At 41.1% G+C, this 21,492-nt stretch carries 22 protein-coding genes; 14 read left to right on the top strand and 8 right to left on the bottom strand.

Annotated elements, in window-relative coordinates; translation table 11 throughout:
• The first annotated feature begins 209 nt into the window (after positions 1 to 209).
• The 4 genes from ACG59Z_RS07825 to ACG59Z_RS07810 all read left to right on the top strand — a co-directional run bounded on the left by ACG59Z_RS07825 (position 210) and on the right by ACG59Z_RS07810 (position 2,606).
• On the top strand, positions 210 to 812 hold the full coding sequence (locus tag ACG59Z_RS07825) for a TetR/AcrR family transcriptional regulator (protein WP_400198775.1): 603 nt from the start codon (positions 210 to 212) through the stop codon (positions 810 to 812).
• A 3-nt stretch (positions 813 to 815) separates the two neighbouring features.
• Positions 816 to 1,793 (top strand): zinc-binding dehydrogenase, encoded by a 978-nt coding sequence (locus ACG59Z_RS07820; protein ID WP_400198774.1) that lies wholly within the window; start codon positions 816 to 818, stop codon positions 1,791 to 1,793.
• Positions 1,794 to 1,858: 65 nt separating this feature from the next.
• A complete protein-coding gene (locus tag ACG59Z_RS07815) occupies positions 1,859 to 2,212 on the top strand; it encodes a DUF1304 domain-containing protein (RefSeq protein ID WP_400198773.1) in 354 nt (117 codons plus the stop codon).
• Between the two features lie 52 nt (positions 2,213 to 2,264).
• Positions 2,265 to 2,606, top strand: a complete 342-nt coding sequence (locus tag ACG59Z_RS07810; RefSeq protein WP_004789991.1) for a GlpM family protein — start codon at positions 2,265 to 2,267, stop codon at positions 2,604 to 2,606.
• Between the two features lie 43 nt (positions 2,607 to 2,649).
• Here ACG59Z_RS07810 and ACG59Z_RS07805 read toward each other — a convergent pair whose 3' ends face one another.
• The 3 genes from ACG59Z_RS07805 to tenA form a co-directional block, all read right to left on the bottom strand.
• The gene (locus ACG59Z_RS07805; protein ID WP_148356560.1) at positions 2,650 to 3,456 is read right to left on the bottom strand and encodes an SDR family oxidoreductase; all 807 of its coding nucleotides are present in this window, start codon (positions 3,454 to 3,456) and stop codon (positions 2,650 to 2,652) included.
• A 103-nt stretch (positions 3,457 to 3,559) separates the two neighbouring features.
• Positions 3,560 to 3,931 (bottom strand): MerR family transcriptional regulator, encoded by a 372-nt coding sequence (locus ACG59Z_RS07800; RefSeq protein ID WP_311087234.1) that lies wholly within the window; start codon positions 3,929 to 3,931, stop codon positions 3,560 to 3,562.
• Positions 3,932 to 3,994: 63 nt separating this feature from the next.
• Positions 3,995 to 4,669 (bottom strand): thiaminase II, encoded by a 675-nt coding sequence (gene tenA / locus ACG59Z_RS07795; RefSeq protein WP_049837506.1) that lies wholly within the window; start codon positions 4,667 to 4,669, stop codon positions 3,995 to 3,997.
• Between the two features lie 263 nt (positions 4,670 to 4,932).
• On the opposite strand from tenA, the gene ACG59Z_RS07790 reads away from it, so the two are divergent.
• The 3 genes from ACG59Z_RS07790 (at position 4,933) to ssb (ending at position 8,162) form a co-directional block, all read left to right on the top strand.
• Positions 4,933 to 6,015, top strand: coding sequence for a DUF475 domain-containing protein (locus tag ACG59Z_RS07790; protein WP_400198770.1), 1,083 nt, complete (start codon positions 4,933 to 4,935; stop codon positions 6,013 to 6,015).
• 146 nt (positions 6,016 to 6,161) lie between these two features.
• Positions 6,162 to 7,526: an MFS transporter gene (locus tag ACG59Z_RS07785; protein ID WP_331422604.1), complete on the top strand. Its 1,365-nt coding sequence runs from the start codon at positions 6,162 to 6,164 to the stop codon at positions 7,524 to 7,526.
• Positions 7,527 to 7,577: 51 nt separating this feature from the next.
• Positions 7,578 to 8,162 carry a single-stranded DNA-binding protein gene (gene ssb, locus ACG59Z_RS07780; protein WP_002053972.1) on the top strand — a complete coding sequence of 195 codons (585 nt, stop codon included), beginning with the start codon at positions 7,578 to 7,580 and terminating at the stop codon, positions 8,160 to 8,162.
• A 41-nt stretch (positions 8,163 to 8,203) separates the two neighbouring features.
• On the opposite strand, the gene ACG59Z_RS07775 is transcribed toward ssb, so the two are convergent.
• Both ACG59Z_RS07775 and ACG59Z_RS07770 read right to left on the bottom strand, forming a co-directional pair.
• Positions 8,204 to 8,527: an AzlD domain-containing protein gene (locus ACG59Z_RS07775; protein ID WP_400198767.1), complete on the bottom strand. Its 324-nt coding sequence runs from the start codon at positions 8,525 to 8,527 to the stop codon at positions 8,204 to 8,206.
• Positions 8,524 to 9,219, bottom strand: coding sequence for an AzlC family ABC transporter permease (locus ACG59Z_RS07770; protein ID WP_031982243.1), 696 nt, complete (start codon positions 9,217 to 9,219; stop codon positions 8,524 to 8,526). Before ACG59Z_RS07770 ends, ACG59Z_RS07775 begins: the two co-directional genes overlap by 4 nt.
• 68 nt (positions 9,220 to 9,287) lie before the next feature.
• On the opposite strand from ACG59Z_RS07770, the gene ACG59Z_RS07765 reads away from it, so the two are divergent.
• Positions 9,288 to 9,836 (top strand): helix-turn-helix domain-containing protein, encoded by a 549-nt coding sequence (locus ACG59Z_RS07765; protein ID WP_400198764.1) that lies wholly within the window; start codon positions 9,288 to 9,290, stop codon positions 9,834 to 9,836.
• A 305-nt stretch (positions 9,837 to 10,141) separates the two neighbouring features.
• Positions 10,142 to 11,584 (top strand): amino acid permease, encoded by a 1,443-nt coding sequence (locus tag ACG59Z_RS07760; RefSeq protein ID WP_004705034.1) that lies wholly within the window; start codon positions 10,142 to 10,144, stop codon positions 11,582 to 11,584.
• Positions 11,585 to 11,648: 64 nt separating this feature from the next.
• Here ACG59Z_RS07760 and ACG59Z_RS07755 read toward each other — a convergent pair whose 3' ends face one another.
• Positions 11,649 to 13,148, bottom strand: a complete 1,500-nt coding sequence (locus ACG59Z_RS07755; RefSeq protein WP_400198762.1) for a PLP-dependent aminotransferase family protein — start codon at positions 13,146 to 13,148, stop codon at positions 11,649 to 11,651.
• 156 nt (positions 13,149 to 13,304) lie between these two features.
• Between ACG59Z_RS07755 and gabT the strand changes: the two genes are divergently transcribed.
• Both gabT and ACG59Z_RS07745 read left to right on the top strand, forming a co-directional pair.
• A complete protein-coding gene (gene gabT, locus ACG59Z_RS07750; protein ID WP_002117401.1) occupies positions 13,305 to 14,597 on the top strand; it encodes a 4-aminobutyrate--2-oxoglutarate transaminase in 1,293 nt (430 codons plus the stop codon).
• On the top strand, positions 14,594 to 16,042 hold the full coding sequence (locus ACG59Z_RS07745; protein WP_400198759.1) for an NAD-dependent succinate-semialdehyde dehydrogenase: 1,449 nt from the start codon (positions 14,594 to 14,596) through the stop codon (positions 16,040 to 16,042). Before gabT ends, ACG59Z_RS07745 begins: the two co-directional genes overlap by 4 nt.
• Before the next feature lie 103 nt (positions 16,043 to 16,145).
• On the opposite strand, the gene ACG59Z_RS07740 is transcribed toward ACG59Z_RS07745, so the two are convergent.
• The gene (locus tag ACG59Z_RS07740; protein ID WP_400198757.1) at positions 16,146 to 17,120 is read right to left on the bottom strand and encodes a LysR substrate-binding domain-containing protein; all 975 of its coding nucleotides are present in this window, start codon (positions 17,118 to 17,120) and stop codon (positions 16,146 to 16,148) included.
• 20 nt (positions 17,121 to 17,140) lie between these two features.
• Positions 17,141 to 17,767, bottom strand: a complete 627-nt coding sequence (gene ycaC, locus ACG59Z_RS07735; protein WP_002052204.1) for an isochorismate family cysteine hydrolase YcaC — start codon at positions 17,765 to 17,767, stop codon at positions 17,141 to 17,143.
• 276 nt (positions 17,768 to 18,043) lie between these two features.
• Here ycaC and ACG59Z_RS07730 point away from each other — a divergent pair, with 276 nt between their 5' ends.
• From ACG59Z_RS07730 to ACG59Z_RS07720, 3 genes are all read left to right on the top strand, one after another.
• Positions 18,044 to 18,916: a pirin family protein gene (locus tag ACG59Z_RS07730; RefSeq protein ID WP_227062560.1), complete on the top strand. Its 873-nt coding sequence runs from the start codon at positions 18,044 to 18,046 to the stop codon at positions 18,914 to 18,916.
• Between the two features lie 440 nt (positions 18,917 to 19,356).
• The gene (locus ACG59Z_RS07725) at positions 19,357 to 20,655 is read left to right on the top strand and encodes an FAD-dependent oxidoreductase (RefSeq protein ID WP_060465166.1); all 1,299 of its coding nucleotides are present in this window, start codon (positions 19,357 to 19,359) and stop codon (positions 20,653 to 20,655) included.
• A 4-nt stretch (positions 20,656 to 20,659) separates the two neighbouring features.
• Positions 20,660 to 21,487, top strand: coding sequence for an SAM-dependent methyltransferase (locus ACG59Z_RS07720; protein WP_400198753.1), 828 nt, complete (start codon positions 20,660 to 20,662; stop codon positions 21,485 to 21,487).
• Positions 21,488 to 21,492 lie beyond the last annotated feature (5 nt).

Below are 21,492 nucleotides of genomic sequence, written 5' to 3'. Positions count from 1 at the left end.
CCTATATGATAACGATTTAAAATTGTTCAAGTAGTACAAAATGATTTAAAGCGACAAATTGTGACGGTTAAACGACAATCGACAAAATTTGTTTAAATAAGCAGATTGTATTTTTAACATTCCTCACTCTACATTTCTACTCTCGCATATTTTTACAAGCTACATAATTTTACTAGACGACTGGTCTAATAGTTGTCTATGATGTGTTCATGAAACGATTAAACAAAAGCGAAACCACGCGACAACACATTTTAGATACTAGCTTTGAGCTGGTATTACATAAAGGCTTTGTTGGTGTTGGTTTGCAAGAAATTTTAAAGGCTTGTGACGTACCCAAAGGTTCGTTCTATCACTACTTTGCTTCAAAAGAGGCATTTGGCTGTGCGTTGCTAGAGCAGTACATGGCGGACTATAAAGTTCGTATGGAACAACTTTGGCAACACACTGAGCAAAGTGCCCATGCCCGTTTAATGGCGTTGTGGCAGGCGTGGATTGATGATCCCGTATATGGCAGCTGGGCTGAAAATTGCCTGATTGTGAAGTTGGCGGCAGAGGTTTCTGATTTGTCGGAAGATATGCGCCAAATTCTCAATGACGGTGTGTACAAATTAACGCGGCGTCTAGCTTTGCTACTCAAAGAAGGGCAACAGGAAGGGTCAATTCCAAAACATATTGATCCTTTGAAAACTGCGCAAGTCATGTATCAGTTATGGTTAGGTGCTGCTTTACTCACAAAATTGTCCCAAGACAAAGCGCATTTACATCTAGCTTTAGAAACGACCCAACAACTCTTAAAACCGATAGAGGAATAAAGAATGCGAAGTATTATCCATGGTAATTTTGGCGAACCTGTAGACGTTTTAGAGCAGGCGGATATGCCAAAGCCGGAACCAAAAGCAGGCGAAGTGCGTATTAAAACCATCATGTCTCCGATTCATAATCATGATGTATGGACAGTACGTGGAAGCTATGGCTACAAGCCAACTTTACCCGCGATTGGTGGTAGTGAAGCGGTTGGTGTTGTAGATGCATTGGGCGAAGGCGTTACTCATGTACAGGTAGGGCAACGTATCGCAGTTGCATCTGTGCATGGCAGTTGGGCTGAATATTTTATTGCACCAGCGCAAGGCCTTATTCCACTCAATAATGAAATTGATGACGAAACAGCAGCACAGCTGATTGGTATGCCAATTAGTGCCCTCATGCTATTAGACTTTGTAAATGTTCAACCAGGTCAATGGCTCATTCAAAACACGGCAAATGGTGCAGTAGGTAAAACAGTTGCGATGATTGCGCAGGCACGTGGCTTACCTGTGATTAATCTGGTTCGTCGTACTGATGCGGTTGCAGAGATGCAAGCTTTAGGTATTCAACATGTTGTTGCAACTGATCAGCCGAACTGGAAAGAGCAAGTTAAACAGATTCATGGCGATCAACCGCTGATTGCTGGTGTGGACTCGATTGGTGGTAGCGCAAGTGGTGAAATGCTGAATTTACTCAGTGAAAATAGCTTGCTCGTTTCGTTTGGCAGTATGACTGGCGAAACCATGCAGATTTCATCGGGCGATTTAATTTTCAAACAAGCGACAGTAAAAGGTTTCTGGGCGAGTGTGGTCAATAAAGAAATGCCAGCAGAACGTAAAAAGGAACTGATTGTTGAGTTATTAACGCTAGCGACTCAGAAAAAATTAATTTTGCCTGTAGAAGGTGTATTTAGTTTTGATGAGATTAAAACAGCTGCTCAAAAAGCAACACAAGGTGCTCGACAAGGCAAAGTATTGTTAAAACCGTAAAACATTAAAAGATCAGTCGAGAGACTGGTCTTTTTTCATATCTTTAAAATAAAAAGGAAAACTATATGATCGGACAAATATTCATTGCGCTTATTGCCATATTACATGTCTATATTTTAGTGTTAGAGATGTTTTTCTGGGACAAGCCTTATGGCATGAAAGCCTTTGGGAATAATGCTGAAAAAGCAAAACTCACCAAAGTGATGGCACAAAATCAAGGTCTTTATAATGGCTTTTTAGCGGCGGGTTTATTTTGGTCTTTATTGGCTGATGCACCGTTTGCGACATCAATTGCCAACTTCTTTTTAGGCTGTGTACTGATTGCGGGTATTTATGGTGGGCTGACTGCCAGTAAAAAGATTATTTATATTCAGGCAGTTCCTGCATTGATTGCTTTAGTCGCTGTTAATTTTCTTTAAAAAGCGCAAAATACAGCGTTTTGAAATGGAAATGATCAGGTAGGACCAGTGTATGTGGGCGTTATTTTTAAAATGTATGTTGGGGGCTGGGGTTGTCCTCATTATTTCGATTTTATCGAAAAGTAAGGCATTTTATATTGCTGGTTTAGTCCCGCTTTTTCCTACCTTTGCTTTGATTGCTCATGTGATTGTCTATCAGCAAAAAGGGGCCGAGGCATTACAAAAAACGGCTCTGTTTGGTCTATGGTCACTTATTCCTTATGCCATTTATTTAGTGGCTGTTTATGTGCTGGCAACACGCATGTCGATGTGGTCGTGTCTAGGGTTGGCAACCCTTTGTTGGGTGGTCGCTGCGGCAGGTTTAATTTATGGCTGGCAGCTATTTCAGCATTAAAAGATTAAGAGAAATCCCTTAATCTTTTAAATTGAAGCATTTTTTATGATTGCTCAACAATACGCGTTCTGAGCATGCCTTCGACTAAATTAATCATTTTTTTGCGGGAAAGAATGCGGGGCAATTGAGACGTTAAATAATTGCTACAACCCACCACAACCGTTGCTTTATTTTTATCTAACGCTCTAACTGTTGCAGAGACAACGTCATCTACCGTAGAGCTTTTCATACCGCTGGTATCGGCATTTGCGACTTGAGTAAAATTGGTTTCGGTATTGCCTGGGCAAACAGCGATAAACTTAACACCCGAAGAGCCATATTCCCCTGCAAGCGCTTCAGTAAACTGCAATACATAAGATTTAGTTGCGCCATAGACAGCAATATAAGGGAGAGGTTGGAAGGCACCTGTCGACGAAATATTAATCATGACGCCTTTTTTGTTCGAAAGCATATGTGGCAAAAATAAATAGCACAAAGACGTTACACTGCTGATATTTAGCGTGATCATTTCTTGATAGGTAGAAATGGATTGATCTAGAAATTTAGTCCATTTCCCAAACCCTGCGTTGTTAATTAAAATTTCTACCGATAATTTTCTAGCTTGCACTTCATTAAATAAGGTCTGAGCTGAATCGGGTTGAGCTAAATCTAAAACAATCACCTCAACATTTACGCTATATTTTTTTCTGAGTTCATCGGCTAAATCATTTAGTTTTTGTTCGGAGCGCGCTGTTAAAATCAGGTGAATTCCTAAAGATGCAATTTTTTGAGCATAGGCCTTGCCTATTCCTGAAGATGCTCCTGTTATTAATGCTGTTGAATTTTTAAATGTAGAAAGATGAGCGCTCATTTTATTTATCCGTAATACATGAAGTCCTTACGATAAACCTTGTCCCTAAGGGCAGAGTCAAGCGCTAAATTCAAAAGCTATTTTTAGATTTTTATGCATCATTTTAAGCAGAAATTTTACTGGTAATATAAGTTTCAATAATCTCATCTTCCAGCTGTTTTAAATCTTCTTGTAAACGATTTAATGCTTCTTTTTGCTCAATAATTTGTTGATTCTTTTTTTGAATAAGCTGCTGTGCGATTTCTACCGGAAATCGATTATTTTTATATTTTAAAGCTGACAAGTCATAAAGCTCGGAAAGGCTAAATCCAACAGCTTGTGCAAGGCGAATCATCTTAACGGATTTGACATCAATCTCTTCATAAACACGATAATTTCCTTTTCTTTTTGCAACTGGGAGCAAGCCTAATTTTTCATAATGTCGAATGGCTTTAGGAGTAGCTCCAGTTAAAGATGCTAATTCGCCGATATACATATTTATCTCGCATTTATTAAGAATCGATCAGGTATGAACATACTGATCGATTCTTTTAAAGTTTTAAATATGGTCTAAACCTAGCCATTGTCTTTGGTGGTAGGCGCTATCCCAAAATAACCACTCAAGTTTTGCACCCATGGTGTACGCGGCATGCATTTTCTCTAAAGTGTCTGCATCACAACGTGCTGCGACTTTGTCTACTGTGGCAATCACATTACGAACAGCAGTATGGAACTCTTCGCCTGCATAGGTATCAATCCATGCTTGGTAAGGATTATTTGGTATTGATTTACTTACAATATCTTTACCGACTTCGGCATAAATCCAGAAGCAAGGTAACAGCGCAGCGAGTACAACAGGGTAGCTCTCAGACCAAGCCGTTGCTGTTAAAAATGAAGTGTAATGATGGCCTGCCAAGGTCAAAGGCGTATTTTTAAATTCTTCTTTGGTGACACCAAAGTTCTTCATGAAGTCATCATGCAAGCTGCGTTCAACCACAATTGCAATTTTAGCTGCGTCTGAGAATTGCATAATATCGTCAGCCTCGAATGCCTTAGCTGCCGCAACAGCCAGTACGCGGCCATAAGCCACAAGGTATTGAGCATCTTGAATGACATAATGACAAAAAGCTTCTTTATCTAAAGTACCGTTAGCAAGTTCCTGATTAAAAGGCAGGTCGAGAATTTTTTGATATAAATTTAAATTACGTTGCCAGAGTTCTTGAGAAAAAAGCATAAAATCATTCCATTTAAAATAAGACAGCTGAAGCGGATTTTAAATCAATTTTAAAATACAAAAATAATAATGGTAGATATATCGCAAGAAAATATTTAATACGATTAATAAGTTAATTAAATATTATAAATTTCTTTATTAAACATAGGGATAAAGTAAAGGTAATAACGGCATAAAACAACATCGTTTTGTGGTTAATTATCGATATAATAGCCGCGGTTTTTAAGAAAGATTAAATTTAGTTCTTGGTATAGGTCTGATCCATGAAGCATTTCCGATTTTCGATATTTTTTACGGTGGTGTGTTTAGCACTCGCCGCTTACTGGGGTTTTACCCATGGACCTGAAGCAGGCGTGTCTACCATGCTTAAAGCTTTAACCATTACCGCAATTTTAGCTGTAATGGAGGTTTCTTTATCTTTTGACAATGCTGTCGTGAATGCATCGGTTTTGCGTAATTGGGATCCGTTCTGGAAAATGATCTTTTTAACGGTGGGTATTTTAATCGCCGTTTTTGGTATGCGTTTGATTTTCCCTGTTGTGATTGTTGCTGTAACCGCAGATATGGGCTTTATTGAAGTTGCTAAAATGGCACTCAATGATCCAAAAACTTACTCGGAACGTTTAATGGCGCACCATGCTGAAATCTCAGCTTTCGGTGGAACATTCTTATTGTTGGTTTTCTTAAACTTCTTCTTTGACGAAGAGAAAGAAACGCATTGGTTTAGATGGCTTGAAGTCAAATTATCTGACTTGGCAAACGTACCGGCAATGTCTGTTTTTATTGCACTCATCGCTTTAATTGTAATGGCGGGCTATGTTGAAGATCATGAACGTTTAGCTGTAACCATGGCTGGCGTTTGGGGCATTGTGGTTTACATTGGTGTGCAAGTTCTTAGCCATTTATTGGGCGGTGAACCTGAAATTGATGAAGATGGTAATGCAGTCATGCAAGATGGTTCAGGCGCTGCTTCTGGTGTGATTAAAGCCGGTTTGGGCGGTTTCTTATACCTTGAAGTGTTAGATGCATCATTTAGTTTTGATGGTGTAATTGGTGCATTTGCAATTACCAGCGACGTTGTCGTGATTATGTTGGGTCTTGCAATTGGTGCGATGTTCGTTCGTTCAATGACGGTTTATCTTGTTGAAAAGGGCACCTTAGACGCTTATGTGTTTTTAGAGCATGGTGCCCATTATGCGATTGGTGCTTTGGCTTTCATTATGATTGCAAGTGGTACAGGTTTACATATACCGGAAGTTGTGACAGGCCTCATTGGTGTTGCATTTATTGCATGGGCAGTGATTGCATCTATTCAATATGCGAAACGCGAACAAGAGTCCTCTTAAGCTAATTTTCAGTAAAGTTCGATAGAATAAAGAGGCTAAATGCCTCTTTATTTTTTTCAGCCGAAATCGTTATTTTAAATCATCTCTCCCGTATTTTTAGAAACGAATCGGCTTATAATTTGCCTAGTTTGATAACGTGTATTGATATGATGAATGCTTTGGAACGCCGCTCAACTTTTGCTTTAAGTAGTATTTTTGCGCTACGCATGTTGGGTTTGTTCATGATTATTCCGGTTTTTTCTGTAGTCGGGCAGTCATATCAATATGCGACTCCGGCACTCATTGGTTTAGCTGTGGGTGTATATGGCTTAAGTCAGGCTATTTTACAAATTCCATTTAGCTTACTGGCTGACCGTTTTAGTCGTAAACCGCTTGTGGTATTTGGCCTGTTACTGTTTGCGATTGGTGGTGCAATTGCGGGTTTATCAGACACCATCTATGGCGTGATTATTGGCCGTGCCATCGCTGGTGCTGGTGCAGTTTCAGCAGTTGTCATGGCACTTTTAGCCGATGTCACACGTGAAGAGCAGCGTACTAAAGCCATGGCTGCCATGGGCATGAGTATTGGCTTATCTTTTGTAGTTGCTTTTAGTCTTGGACCTTGGCTCACCAGCATTGTTGGTATTTCTGGCCTGTTTTTTGTCACGACCATTATGGGCTTGATTGCGATTGCGATGTTATTGCTTGTACCTAAAGTAACTCGCCATCATCGTAACTATCAGCAAGGCTACATGGCACAGCTTAAGCAAGTCATTCAAATGGGTGATTTAAACCGTTTACATGTTTCGGTTTTTGCATTGCATTTATTGTTGACAGCTATGTTTATTTATGTGCCTTCACAGCTTATCGAGTTCGCACATATTCCTTTAGCGAGCCACGGTTTAGTGTATTTGCCGCTTTTGGTTATTAGTTTATTTTTTGCATTTCCTAGCATTATCCTCGCTGAAAAATACCGCAAAATGCGAGGTATTTTCTTAACGGCAATTACAGGCATTATTGCGGGTTTGCTATTACTTATATTTGGTTATCAGTCTAAATATGTCCTGCTTGCAGGCCTTGGTATTTTCTTTATTGCTTTTAATGTGATGGAAGCTTTATTGCCTTCTTGGTTGTCAAAGTCAGCTCCAATTCAGTCGAAGGCCACCGCTATGGGTGTAAATGCCAGTAGCCAGTTCTTAGGTGCTTTTTTTGGTGGCACCTTGGGTGGTCAATTATTGATGTTACATAATACTGCGATTGGATGGAGTGTCTTAGCAGGGATTGCTATAATATGGTTGCTAATTAGTTTTGGTTTAGCTCAGCCGCGGTATTTGTCATCGATTGTGTTGCCATTGCCGCAAGTGCAACAGGTGAATGAGTGGACCACACAGCTATTGGCAATTCGTGGTATTGAAGAAGTTGTGGTGATGCCTGACCAGCAAGTTGCTTATATTAAAGTCGATAAACAGTCTCTTGATGATGCTGCACGACGTGATTTAACGCAGTTGTTTGGTAAAGAGGTAGCCATTTAAGCATAACTCTTATAAAGTAAAACATAGAAATGAATAGGATGAAGACAGCTAATGCGTGGTGTAAATAAGGTTATTTTGGTTGGTACTTTGGGTCGTGATCCTGAAACAAAAACTTTTCCAAATGGGGGCTCGTTAACCCAGTTTTCAATCGCGACAAGTGAAGTTTGGACCGATAAAACGTCAGGTGAACGTAAAGAACAAACAGAATGGCACCGTATTGTTTTGCATAACCGTTTAGGGGAAATTGCTCAGCAATTTTTGCGTAAAGGTTCTAAGGTTTATATCGAAGGTTCATTACGTACACGTCAGTGGACAGACCAAAATGGTCAAGAACGTTACACGACAGAAATTCGTGGCGACCAGATGCAAATGTTAGATGCTCGTCAACAAGGTGAACAAGGTTTCGCTGGCGGTAATGATTTTAACCAACCACGGTTTAACGCACCTCAACAAGGTGGCGGTTATCAAAACAACAACCAAGGTGGCGGCTACGGTCAAAACAATGGCGGTGGTTATGGTGGCCAAGGTGGGTTCGGTAATGGTGGCAATAGCCCACAAGGTGGTGGTTTCGCTCCTAAAGCGCCACAACAACCAGCATCTGCACCAGCTGATTTAGACGACGATTTACCGTTCTAATCAAATTTTCAAAAAAAGGCGAGTTTATCTCGCCTTTTTTATTACTCAATGCCTAGCAAACGTACCAGTGCTGTGCCAGCCGCTGCCAGACAAATCACCAATAAAAGCGGAACTTTTTTCCAAACCAAGAACAGCGCTAGTGCCACCCCAAATATACGTGCGAAACCTGCAAAATGTTGGCCTTCAAAAAATGTAGTGGTCACAGCAATGGCACAGAGCAAAACGGTTGCGCCGTTTGAGAGTATAACTTGGTATTTTTCAGAAAATGAAAACTTGGCACCTAAGTGGAAACCAGCAAAACGGATACTGTACGTACCTAATGCGAGTAGGGCTATACCTAAAATAATAAGTAACTGTTGACTCATTTCTTTCTACCCCATATCAAGCCAAAAAGCGAAATCAGAATCGGAAGTCCTGAGGCCAAAAAGGGTGTAGTTATCAGCGCTAAAGTTGACCCTGCAAATGCAGCTTTCCGAGTAGATTTATTCTTTAAAGCATTAAAAGTAAGTGCAATTAAAATCGCTGGGAAAATGGCATCTAAACCAAATGTTTTTGGGTCTGGAATAGCACTTCCAATAAAATAACCCGCAGTGACACCGAGTGGCCAAGTCAGCATGATGCCTATACCACATAACCAATAAGCGGCTTTTTTTGTCTCAAAATCAGGCTGCGCCATACCAAACAAAACGCTTTCATCATTCATGATATGAGCTCCGAAATATCGAGAGAATTTACCTCGGATTAGTTCATTGACCGCAATACCAAAAGGCAAGTGCCTTAAATTGACGAGTAGTCCTGCAATCGCCGCTGCAATTGGGCTACCACCTACAGCCAAGAAACCAATAAAAATAAATTCGGCAGTTCCTGCGAGCACAAAGACAGATAGGCAAAGCGGGATCCAGAGTGCTAACCCATAACTTGCAGCGAGTGAACCTAAAGACATACCAACGACACTGGTTGCTAGACACACAAAGAAAATCGAGCGGGTTGTGTCTTTACTAAGTTTTTTAATCAGAGAGTATGTAGACATAGCATGATATAACGAACGATTTTCCATTATAATGAATAAGTCTGATTGTTTTGTCAAAACGAACGATCGTTTTTTTTATAGAACGGATGTGGTGAATGTCTCAGCCAATTGAAATTATTGCCAAAGGTTTAACGCGTGAACGCCAAAGAGCAGGGCTTTCTTTGGCAGAGGTTGCGCGCCGTGCGGGCGTTGCCAAATCGACTCTTTCTCAATTAGAGGCAGGGCAAGGTAACCCCAGTATTGAAACCTTATGGGCACTTTGTGTGGCGCTCAATATTCCATTTGCAAGGTTGATGGAAGAACCGAGCAATCAGGTACAAGTCATTCGCTGTGGCGATGGGCCAACGGTGAGTTCTGAGATTGCCAATTACAAAGCAATTTTGTTGGCGACCTGTCCACCCCATGCACGCCGAGATGTGTATTTATTGATTGTGGAGCCGGGAGAAGACCGACTTTCAGAACCACATCCAGTTGGTTCTGTAGAACATATTATTGTGGTCGAAGGTAAAGCTTTGGTTGGCTTAATTGATGAGGCGGTTGAGCTTGGTGTTGGAGACTATATTTGTTATCCAGCCGATGAAAAGCATATATTTAGAGCCTTAGAAACAGGCACAAAGGCGTTATTAATTTCTGAACAAAATTAAAGAATTTCAAGCTCATTAAAATAAAAACAAAAAGCCATTTACCAGCTTCCCCTATAAAAAGGGCCAATTTTGCGTATAAATTTTGCAATTGGCTCTCTCTTTTATTACAAAAATGGCTCTCGTTTCTTGAGTGCCGAAACGACAAATTAAAGCCATTGGAAGTATGCATACGGAAGCGCCGGATAAGCTCAGTGAATTTTCTGTTTTAGGAATTGAGCAAAACGGCTAAATTTTTAGGGGATATTTTTTGGCTTCGGAGGATTTCCGAGTCTAGCCGATATCCTCCATATATTAAGGAAAATGATATGGCAGCTCATCAAAATGGTTCTGAAGCCAATCACTCCCAAAGTTTAAAACATGGACTTAAATCACGCCACTTGACCATGATCTCGATTGCAGGGGTTATTGGTGGCTCTCTCTTTGTTGGCTCAGGCAGTATCATCTACAACACAGGTCCTGTGGTTTTCTTAACCTATGCTTTAGGTGGACTACTCGTTTGGTTCATCATGCGTATGCTAGGCGAGATGGCCGTTTTAAATCCCGACAGTGGCTCTTTTTCAACATATGCTGACCGTGCGATTGGTCGTTGGGCAGGTTTCTCAATTGGCTGGTTGTATTGGTGTACGCTCGCAATGCTCATGGGCTGGGAAGCTTATGTGGCAGGTAAAATTTTAAATAATTGGTTCCCGTTTATACCGATTTGGGTCTATATGACCGTTGTGATTGGTGCACTGGTTGCAGTCAATTTGCAGAACGTAAAGAACTATGGTGAATTCGAGTTCTGGTTTGCACTCATCAAAGTCATTGCGATTGTGATCTTCTTGGTGATTGGTAGCTTAGCCATCATGCATTTGTGGCCTTGGGGTAATCCAGCTGCATCTGGTATCAGTAATCTAACCTCTCAAGGTTTTATGCCTAATGGTGGTTCATCCGTTATTACCGCCTTGCTTGGTGTCATGTTTGCCTATATTGGCGCTGAAATTGTGACTGTAGCAGCGGCAGAGTCTGCAAACCCATCTAAAGAAATTCGTAAAGCATCAAACTCGGTGGTTTGGCGAATTATTTTATTCTATGTAGGCTCAATGTTTGTGGCGGTATGTCTCATTCCTCATAACAATGAACTTTTGAAAGATTCGACTTGGGGTACTTATAGCGTTACGTTATCTGCGCTTGGTATTCCGGGTGCGCGCCATATCGTAAACTTTGTGGTTCTAACCTCGGTATGTAGTTGCTTTAACTCAGCGCTTTATACGTGTTCACGTATGTTGTTCTCATTATCTAAACGTGGTGATGCACCGAAAAGCTTTGGCTCTGTAAACAGTAAAAGTAGTCCGTGGGTGGGCGTGATTGTGTCATGCTTCTTCTCTGTAATTGCCGTGATTTTAACTGCAACCAAGAGTATGGATGTGTATGACTTTTTTATGCTAACAACAGGTGCAGCAACACTGTATGTATACCTGACGATTGCTTATTCTCAGCTTCGTATGCGTAAAAAGTTAGAAGCTGAAGGCGTGAAAATTGACTTTAAAATGTGGATGTTCCCTTACTTAACTTACGTGGTGATCTTTGCAATTATTGGTGCAATTCTTACCATGTTGATTGAAGGCACCTATTTTAAAGAAGTGATTTACACTACAGCTCTATTCGGCATTATTGTGTTCTTCGGTTTGCTGTCTGAAAAACTAGGTTGGGGTAAAGAGCGTAGAGCGACTCATTTAACTCATAGCCATGAAGAAAAGTTAGTTTAAATTTTTAAATAAAAAAGAGCCTCACTGCGAGGCTCTTTTTGTTTGTTTTGATACGAGAGAATAGTTAATTTAGCGTAGGTACACCTGCTTCACGTAAGCATTGAAGCAAGACACCAAAAGCCATCACCATATCTTTTTCATTTACACAGGCAAAGCCCATGAGCAATCCACGTTCGGCATGTGCATGCGACTGCATGTAGTATTGTGACAGTGGTCGAACTTTGACACCACGTTCAAGCGCAGTCGCCGCAATCGCGACATCATCACAAGCGTTCGGTAGTTTTAAAACCAGATGTAACCCTGCGGCTTCATCATATTCATGAATAAATTCGGGGCCAAGGTAGCGTTGAATTAGGCTAACTAAGTAGTCGCGGCGCTTGCCATAAAGTAGGCGCATACGGCGAATATGCGCTTCGTAATGGCCTTCACGAATAAATTCAGCTAAGGCTTTTTGCTCAAGCAAATGGCCGCCACGATAAAGCTCGGCTGCCACAATGCGTAATGGTGAAAATAACGGCTTAGGTACGACCAAATAACCAATTCTTAAAGATGGATAAATGGTTTTACTAAATGTGCCCATGTACAGCACAGGCGCATCATTTTCTAAGCCTTGCAAAGATGGATAAGGCTGGCCTGAGAAACGAAACTCACTGTCATAGTCATCTTCTACAATCCAGCTATTATGCTGGCGTGCAATTTCAATCAGTTTGCGTCGACGATCTAGGCTTAAATGTGAACCCAGTGGATATTGGTGTGATGGCGTGACAAAAATTAATTTGGGTGGTTTAACTGGATTTTCTTCGGGAATAATGCCTTCGGCATCGACTGGCATGGGTTGAATGTCTACGCCATTAATACGTAAAGTGTTGCGCATTCCCCAATAGCCCGGATCTTCAATCCAGACGCGATCACCAATATCACTAAGCGCACGCGAAACTAAGTCAATCGCTTGGTGGATGCCTTCGGTAATAATAATCTGGTCTGCATCGCACTGGACTGAACGCGCAACACGTAAGTAATCTGCTAATGCACTTCGAAGCTCAATACATCCACCAGCATTGCTATAAATCAGGCGGTTAATGTCAGGCTCTCGGCTTAAACGTGCTTGAATACGACTAAAAATATGATGTGGGAACTCAGTCACATCTGGTGCTCCCGGCACGAAAGCTCCCCATTGGTGTGGCGAGGCTGCGGCATAGCCCAATAAGTTGGAACCACGCTGTGATAGCGCATAAGAATTTTGAACTTTCGGGCTTGAAACTACTTTTTTCTTGTTTTGTGTATTTAAAAAACTCTCTGGTAATTTTTCGGCAACCCATGTGCCGTGCCCCGTACGGGCTTCTAAGTAGCCTTCAGCTTGTAGCTGTTCATAGGCACTAAGCACTGTATTTCTTGAAACATGAATTTCACTGGCTAAGTCGCGTGACGCAGGTAGACGAGTCTTGGGTTGGATGACTCCATCAATAATGGCACCACGCAGGCAACGGAAAAGGCGTTGATGTAGTTTCCCTTCAGTGTCCTGTTGGAGTCGTTGTAGCAAATGATCTCCAAGTAAACTACGCAATTGGCTCTCTCCTACAGTTAAAAAGTGGCTCTCGTCAGTTGGCGTCAGACGAGCGAAATTACATGCATAGGCAATCGTTGTAAAGCACCCTGAAAATTAAGCACAGGATGCAAGAAACCAAAGCTACAACTGATGATGAAAATATGAGGGAATCAAATGGATAATCAACATTCTGCACTTAACGCACGTAAACAGCAAGCAACTCCACGTGGTGTAGGCGTGATGTGCCAGTGGTACGCGGAAAAGGCTGAAAATGCCACGCTTTGGGACAAGGAAGGCAACCAATTTATCGATTTTGCTGGTGGTATCGCGGTTTTAAACACAGGCCATCGCCACCCTAAAGTGATTGCAGCAGTAACTGAACAACTTACTAAATTTACTCACACTGCCTATCAAGTAACACCTTATGAAAGCTATGTGGCTTTGGCTGAACGTATTAATGAGCGTGCGCCAATTGCTGGTCCTGCAAAGTCAGCGTTTTTCACAACAGGTGCAGAAGCAGTTGAAAATGCTGTGAAGATTGCTCGCTCTTATACAGGTCGTCACGGCATTATTACTTTTGGTAACGGTTTCCACGGTCGTTCATTTATGACTATGGCAATGACAGGTAAAACTGCACCTTACAAACGTGATTTCGGTGTGATGCCAGCAGGTGTGTTCCACGCACGTTACCCTGTGCCTGCTAAAGGTATTTCAGTAGACGCGGCAATTGAAAGCGTTGAAGATATTTTCAGTGAAGATATTGCACCACATGATGTTGCAGCAATTGTGCTTGAGCCAGTACAAGGTGAGGGCGGTTTCAATGTTGTGCCAGCTGAGTTCTTAAAACGTTTACGTTCAATTTGCGATAAACATGGCATTTTACTGGTTGCTGACGAAGTGCAATCAGGTTTTGCCCGTACTGGTAAATTATTCGCAATGAACTATTACGAGACTAAAGCAGACTTAATTACGATGGCGAAAAGCTTAGGTGGCGGTTTCCCTATTTCGGGTGTTGTAGGCCGTGCAGAAGTGATGGATGCACCAAACCCAGGTGGACTAGGTGGTACATACGCAGGTAGCCCGATTGCGGTTGCTGCTGCGCACGCGGTAATTGATGCAATTGAAGAAGAAAACCTATGCGACCGTGCAAATGAATTAGGTGCAGAGTTAGTCGCTACCCTTAAAGATATTCAGCAAGCAACAGGCGACGTCGTAACTGATATTCGTGCATTAGGTTCAATGGTTGCAGTAGAGCTTGAAACGGCTGAACAAGCAAAAGTTGTACAAAACTATGCAATGGAAAACGGGTTGTTACTTCTTACTTGTGGTAAATACGGTAATGTAATTCGTTTCTTATATCCATTAACCATTCCTGCTGAGCAATTCCGCCAAGGTCTTGATATCTTGAAACAAGGTTTTGCAACTCTAAAAGCAGGTAGTGCAAAAGCAATGGAGCAATCTGCATGATTCAAAATAATTTGCAGTATTTATTAAAACATCCTGATATTTCATTAGAAGCACCTGCATCAAATGACTATATCGAGGTGAAGGATGCTGCTACGGGTGAAACTTTGGCATGGGTAAAAACCTATGACCGTGCAGGAGTTGAAGCCGCAATTAACCGTTCAGCAAAAGCGCAGGCTGCTTGGAAAAAGCAAACTGCCTTGGCGCGTGCTGATGTGCTATTGGCATGGTACAACCTCATGCTTGAGCACAAAGAAAATCTGGCTCAAATCTTAACGGCTGAGCAAGGTAAACCATTGGCAGAAGCACGTGGTGAAATTGGTTATGCAGCATCTTTCATTCGGTGGTTTGCCGAGCAAGCGCGCCGTATTGATGGTGAAGTCCTAACACCTACGTTGCCAAACCAACGTTTGCTCGTGATTAAACAAGCGATTGGGGTAACTGCTGCAATTACGCCGTGGAACTTCCCTGCTGCCATGATTACGCGTAAAGCAGGTCCAGCGATTGCTGCGGGTTGTTCAATGTTGGTTAAACCGGCAGAACAAACACCGTTAACTGCCTATGCACTTGAAGTATTGGCGTTACAGGCAGGCTTACCAGCAGATGTTTTAATTAACATTAGTGGTGATGCGGTTGAAGTCGGCAAAATCTTATGCGAAAGCGATATTGTTCGTAAGTTAAGCTTTACAGGTTCAACCCAAGTGGGCCGTATCTTGATGCAACAATGTGCGCCAACCATTAAGAAACTTTCGCTTGAACTTGGTGGTAACGCGCCAGTTGTGGTATTTGACGATGCCAATCTTGAACAAGCAGTTCAGGGCATTATGGCAAGTAAATATCGTAACAGCGGTCAAACTTGTGTATGTGCGAACCGTATTTATGTTCAAGACGGTATTTACGATGCGCTGGCAGACCGTTTGGTTGAAGCTGTGTCTAAGCTGAAAGTTGGCGATGGCCGTCAAGAAGGTTCAACTCAAGGACCTTTAATTGATGAAGATGCGATTGCAAAAGTTCAGTCTCATATTGCAGATGCAACTGAGAAAGGCGCAACAGTTCGTATTGGTGGTAAGCGTTCGGCACTTGGCGGTACATTCTTTGAGCCAACAGTTTTAACTGGCGTAACGCAAGACATGAAAGTGTCTAAAGAAGAAACTTTTGGTCCGCTTGCACCACTGTTCCGCTTTAAAACTGAAGACGAAGCAGTGGCAATGGCGAACGATACCGAGTTTGGTTTAGCTGCTTATTTATTTACTCAAAGCACAGCGCGTCAATGGCGAGTAGGTGAAGCACTTGAGTATGGAATGGTCGGCATTAACACAGGCGCAATTTCAAATGAAGTTGCTCCGTTTGGTGGCGTAAAACAATCAGGTCTAGGCCGTGAAGGTTCAAAATTCGGCATCGAAGAATATGTCGAAATGAAATACCTCTGCGTAGACTTATCTGAGTAAGGAGCAAAGCGAGTTCGTTTTGTTCTGAACGAAAACATACAGTTATGCTGTATGTGATGTTTCACAAAAACCGGTCATGCCCATTCATGACCGGTTTTTTATTTTAAGTCGGCAAATACCCTTCATGGCTTTCGGGTAAACGTCTGAGTTCTTCTATCAGCGTTTCAATCAGTTTCTCGACCACCAGACGTTGGCCTTTTCTAGACACATAAACCAGTTGTAGCATGCCAATGTTCGACTTCCAGTCAGGAAGAATATGCACCAGTGTGCCTTTACGAATTTCCGATTCAACTGTTAAAAAGGGAAGGTCGGCAATACCTAAACCGTCCATCACGGCATAGTAAACACCTGCCAAGTCATTACTTTTAATTCGTGGTTGATAAGGCACATCAACCGATTCACCGTTACGAATATTGCATAAATGCCAAATATAATTTTGCTTTTGTGTGCCTAAGCTAATACTTGGAAAGTCCTGTAACTCTGAATAATGCTTAATGGTGCGACCTTGCAGTAATTCAGGCGAAGCTACCAGACAGTGGTCGGTTTTAATCACATCACGAACAATTAAATTTGAATCTTCATTCGGTTCAAAATTGGTTCGAATCGCAAGGTCGATGTCATCATGCAAGATATCGACTCGACGGCTGGTCAGCTCAAGCGATATTTCAACTTTAGGGTAGGTTTTTAAAAACTGATTTAAAATTTTTCTAATTTGAAAATGCATCATGAGCGGTGGGCAGCTTACTTTTACTAGCCCTTGAGGCTCACTTTTTTGTTTTAACAAAACGTTTTCTGCACATTCAACCTGAGCAATGACTTTGCAGCATTCCTCGTAAAACTCTTGGCCTAAATCGGTCACTTTAAAATGACGGGTTGTTCTTTGAATGAGGCTGACATTAAATTTATTTTCAAGGTCAATAATGCGTCGGCTGAGCTTAGATTTACTAATATTTTCAGCTTCACTGGCCGCACTAAAGCCGCCGTGCTTTACGACCAAATAGAAATAATAAAAATCATCAAAAGAGCTTATCAATGTCCGATCAATCCATTTAAATTTAAGATTAGAGCGCTTAAGCACTCTAATCTTAGCAATGCAGCTTATTTTTGCGATGTATTAAAGCTATAGCTGGTCATCAGGTTGCGGTAATCAGGAATATGATTTGAGAAGAGGGCACCTAAGCCTTCTACGTCATTACGCCAGTCACGGTGTAACTCACATGCCATACCGAACCAAGTCATCAGCTGAGCACCTGCTTTTGACATACGGTCCCAAGCAGCATCACGTGTTAATTCATTGAAAGTACCAGATGCATCAGTAATCACAAACACTTCAAAGCCTTCTGCGAGTGCAGATAGTGCAGGGAATGCCACACAAACCTCAGTGACTACACCAGCAATAATCAGTTGTTTTTTACCTGTCGCTTTAACCGCTTTTACGAAGTCTTCATTGTCCCATGCATTGATTTGACCAGGACGTGGAATAAATGGTGCATCTGGAAAAAGTTCTTTTAATTCTGGAACTAAAGGACCGTTTGGGCCATTTTCAAAACTGGTCGTTAAAATAGTCGGTAAATTAAAATATTTTGCTGCATCTGCAAGCGCTAAAACGTTATTTTTAAATTTATCTGGATCGATATCTCGAACTAAAGAAAGTAAACCTGCTTGGTGGTCAACTAAAAGAACCGCAGCATTATCCTTGTCTAAACGTACGTAATCTTGAGCCATTTTTATATCCTCATGTTATCAAAATAAATAATCAAAAATTAATAAGTAGGTCGTTAGTGCCTAAAATTATGCTAGTTGAGTTTGTTGTCGTGATTAAGTCTAAAAAATAGGATTAAGAATTTTAAAAATAGGACGATCTTTTAAAGAATACCTCAAACTTTAAGATTGTCTCATATATGAAATAATGTGTTGCTAATCCTCATCTATAAACTGCAATTATTGAGGCGTAAAATCAATCTCAGTTCAAGAAAATCCTACATATATAGGAGAGATCAGATGAAGAAATTTCTTGGTGCATATCAAAATAACCACATGCATTGGGTTGGTGATGGTTTCCCTGTATATAACCTGTTCTCTTATGACCGTTTAGGCCAAACCCTAAGCCCATTTTTGTTACTGGATTATGCAGCGCCTTATAACTTCTCACCAACCACCGAACAACAAGGTGTAGGTTCACATCCTCACCGTGGCTTTGAAACTGTGACTATTGCCTATCAAGGTGAAGTAACACATAAAGACTCAAGTGGCGGCGGCGGAACCATTAAAACTGGTGACGTACAATGGATGACTGCGGGTGCAGGGGTGTTACATGAAGAGTTCCATTCTCCTGAATTTGCAGAGCATGGCGGTCTGTTTGAAATGGTGCAATTGTGGGTAAATTTACCTTCACATTCAAAAATGACCCCGGGAAAATATCAAGCGATTGAAGCCAAAGATATTCCAGACATCGCGCTAGACGAGCACGGTAGTCATTTACGTGTGATTGCAGGTGAATATGCAGATGCAAAAGGTGCAGCAACGACCTTTAGCCCATTAAACGTATGGGATGGTAAATTGGCTAAAGGCCAAAAACATACCCTGTATGTGCCTGAAGGGCATACCACACTTGTGGTGGTGTTAGAGGGTGCGGTTGTGATTAATGATACAAACCGTCTTGAAGGTAAAACTGTTGCGATTTTGTCTCGTGAAGGTGTTGAGTTTAGTCTAAATGCTGAAGAAGACACTAAATTCCTAGTGTTGACTGGCCAACCACTGAATGAGCCAATCGAAGGTTATGGTCCATTTGTCATGAATACCAAAGCCGAGATTATGGAAGCGATTGATGACTTTAATCGTGGAAAATTCGGTTCAATCATGCAAGAAGCATAAATTGCTAAACTGCGCTTAATGAACCTTTAAAAACAAAGTAATAAAAAGCCCGCTATCAAGTGTGAATAGCGGGCTTTTTCGCTGTAAAGTTTCTAGTTTTATGATGGACATCGTTATTGTGTCGGCATTGTTTTGTGTGATTTAGTTCTCATTATTATGACCCCATGATACCGCAAAAAGTTTTTCTTGTAAAACGAATGATATAAATATAGTTAAATTATCTTATTTTATTTAAAAGAATTTTTTTAAATTTTTAAAAAATATAGATTTTTATACACTTATCCTCTTTTGTAAAATTTTATGAAAATCATTTGCACGCGTTCTTTAAATTTTTTCTATATAAATTGATGCAAAAAATAAAAATCTGGTAGTTTTTAATACGGTGTTTTTTTGGGGTATGAGTGATAATCAAAAAAATTCTCGAAAAATGGGACATCATTTTGGATATCGCAATTATTGGCAGTGGAATGGCAGGACTTGCAGCAGCAAGAATTCTGAAAGATGCAGGACATACAATCACGATATTTGAAGCACTTCCTGGCCGGGGAATGGATAGCCATAGCATTGAGTTCGATGGTGGGATTATTGATGCGCCATTGCGTGTTATGAACCCGCATCTATGGAAAAATACACTCAGCCTTGCTGCACACTTAGGTATTAAAACTTTCCCAGTTCGTACCTATATGTCTTGTAGCTGGTTATTTGAAGATCGTACTGAAACATGGTTAACCACATCTCGTAGCCGTATTGGTAATTTTCCAATTATCAATAACCGTAAAGGCATCCAGCAGTATGGCTGGCGTCTTGTGAAAGGGATGTTGCAATTAAAAACTGCGATTCACCAGTTTTTCAAATCTAAAAATCAAGATATTACTCTCGCTGAATTTATTAATCAGAACGACATAGAAGAAGTATTCTGGCATGGCGTAGTTATGCCAGTGCTCTATACCATTTGTACATGTAACCCAAAAACAATTGGCGATTGGCCTGCAAAAAACCTTCTTGAGTTTTTGCGTCATTTAACTGATGGCGACATGCTCTTGCGTATGAAAGGCGGTACACCTGCATTTGTAGATAGCTTAATTAAAGGCATTGATATCCATAGCGGTTCGGCAATTAAGAAAGTTGAGCAACAAGGCGAAAAAGTACTGGTTGAAAATGCGCAGGGCGATAAGGGCACATTTGACCGCGTTATTGTGGCGACACCAACATCTAAGATTGAAGAGTTCTTAAACCCTGAACAGTTTGCAGATGATATGAATTTGCTTAAACAGTTCCGTTTTGAGCAAGGTGACTTGGTTATTCATACTGACGCAACAGTAATGCCACCACGCCGTAAGGACTGGTCAGTGCTGAGCTATATGATGGACCGTAAGTTTACTCGTCAGCAGTTTACAGTTTGGATGAACGCTGTTGAGCCATCACTTGTGGGCAAAAATCCTGTATTCCAAACTTGGCGTCCAGTGACTGATATTGACCCTAAAAAAATCATTTCAAAAGTGACCTTAACGCGTGCAGTTGTAGACTCGCAAACCATTGCTTTAAACAAAGAGCTACAGCAACGTCATTTAGAACCAAACCGTAAAGTCTTTTACTGTGGTTCATGGTCATGTGATGGCTTGCCAATTTTAGAGTCAGCCGTGACTTCTGCAATGCACATTGCTGAAATTTTAGGTGCTCCTTTACCATTTGTAGGTTTAAAACCTCAGGTTGAAGTTGCTCCTGAGCTCGGTTACTAAAATTGTGAAAACAAAAGTTCGAGCAGCTCTTTCTCGACTCATTCCTCATAAATATGCCATTGATGCATCAAGTTTGGGAGATGATGGAGAGCTAGCTTGGACAAATTTGGGTTTTTGGAAAAATACCCAAAGCTACCCTGAAGCTTGTCGCCAATTGGCCGACCATTTGGCACAAGCTGTCAATTTAAATTCAAAAGATTATTTACTCGATTTAGGCTGCGGACAGGGCGCGAGTTTATTGCACTGGTTACAACACTATCAGCCCAAAAGTATGAGTGCCGTTGAGCTACAAGCTGAATGTGTTCATAAAATTCAAAAACTTATTCCTGAAATAAGCCAGATTTTCTGTGGTTCATTTTTAAATTTAAAACAATTTGAACTCAAACAACCATTCGACGTGGTGCTCTGTATCGATGCGGCTTACCACAGTCATTTAAATTCATTTCTAGATTCGGTCACTCCAGTTTTAAATTCAAAAGGTCGATTAGGTTTTCACTACTTAATGCGTGCCGACTCATGCCAAAACATGACCATGCTACAAGAACAAAAGCATCGTTATTTACTCAAAGCAGCCGATGTCGCTTGGGATGCTGTACCAACTGAACAAATACTAAGAACGATTTTGCAACAGCAAGGTTTTACAGATATTCAAATTGAAGATTTATCTGAGCAAGTATTATTAGGTTTTTCAGAGTATATTCAAAAACAGCAAGGACAATTTCAGAGCCGAGGGTTGGCAAATTTTAAAATTCAAATGACTGCAAAGTTATGCCAGCAACTCTACCAAAGTGGATATGTCCGTTATATTCAAATAACAGCAATAAAAAAATAGGAGGA

The sequence above is a fragment of the Acinetobacter sp. ABJ_C1_1 genome (assembly GCF_044684115.1).
Taxonomy (GTDB): domain Bacteria; phylum Pseudomonadota; class Gammaproteobacteria; order Pseudomonadales; family Moraxellaceae; genus Acinetobacter; species Acinetobacter nosocomialis_A.
Note: the sequence above shows the minus strand (reverse complement) of the source record. Positions and strands in the feature narration are given on the sequence as shown.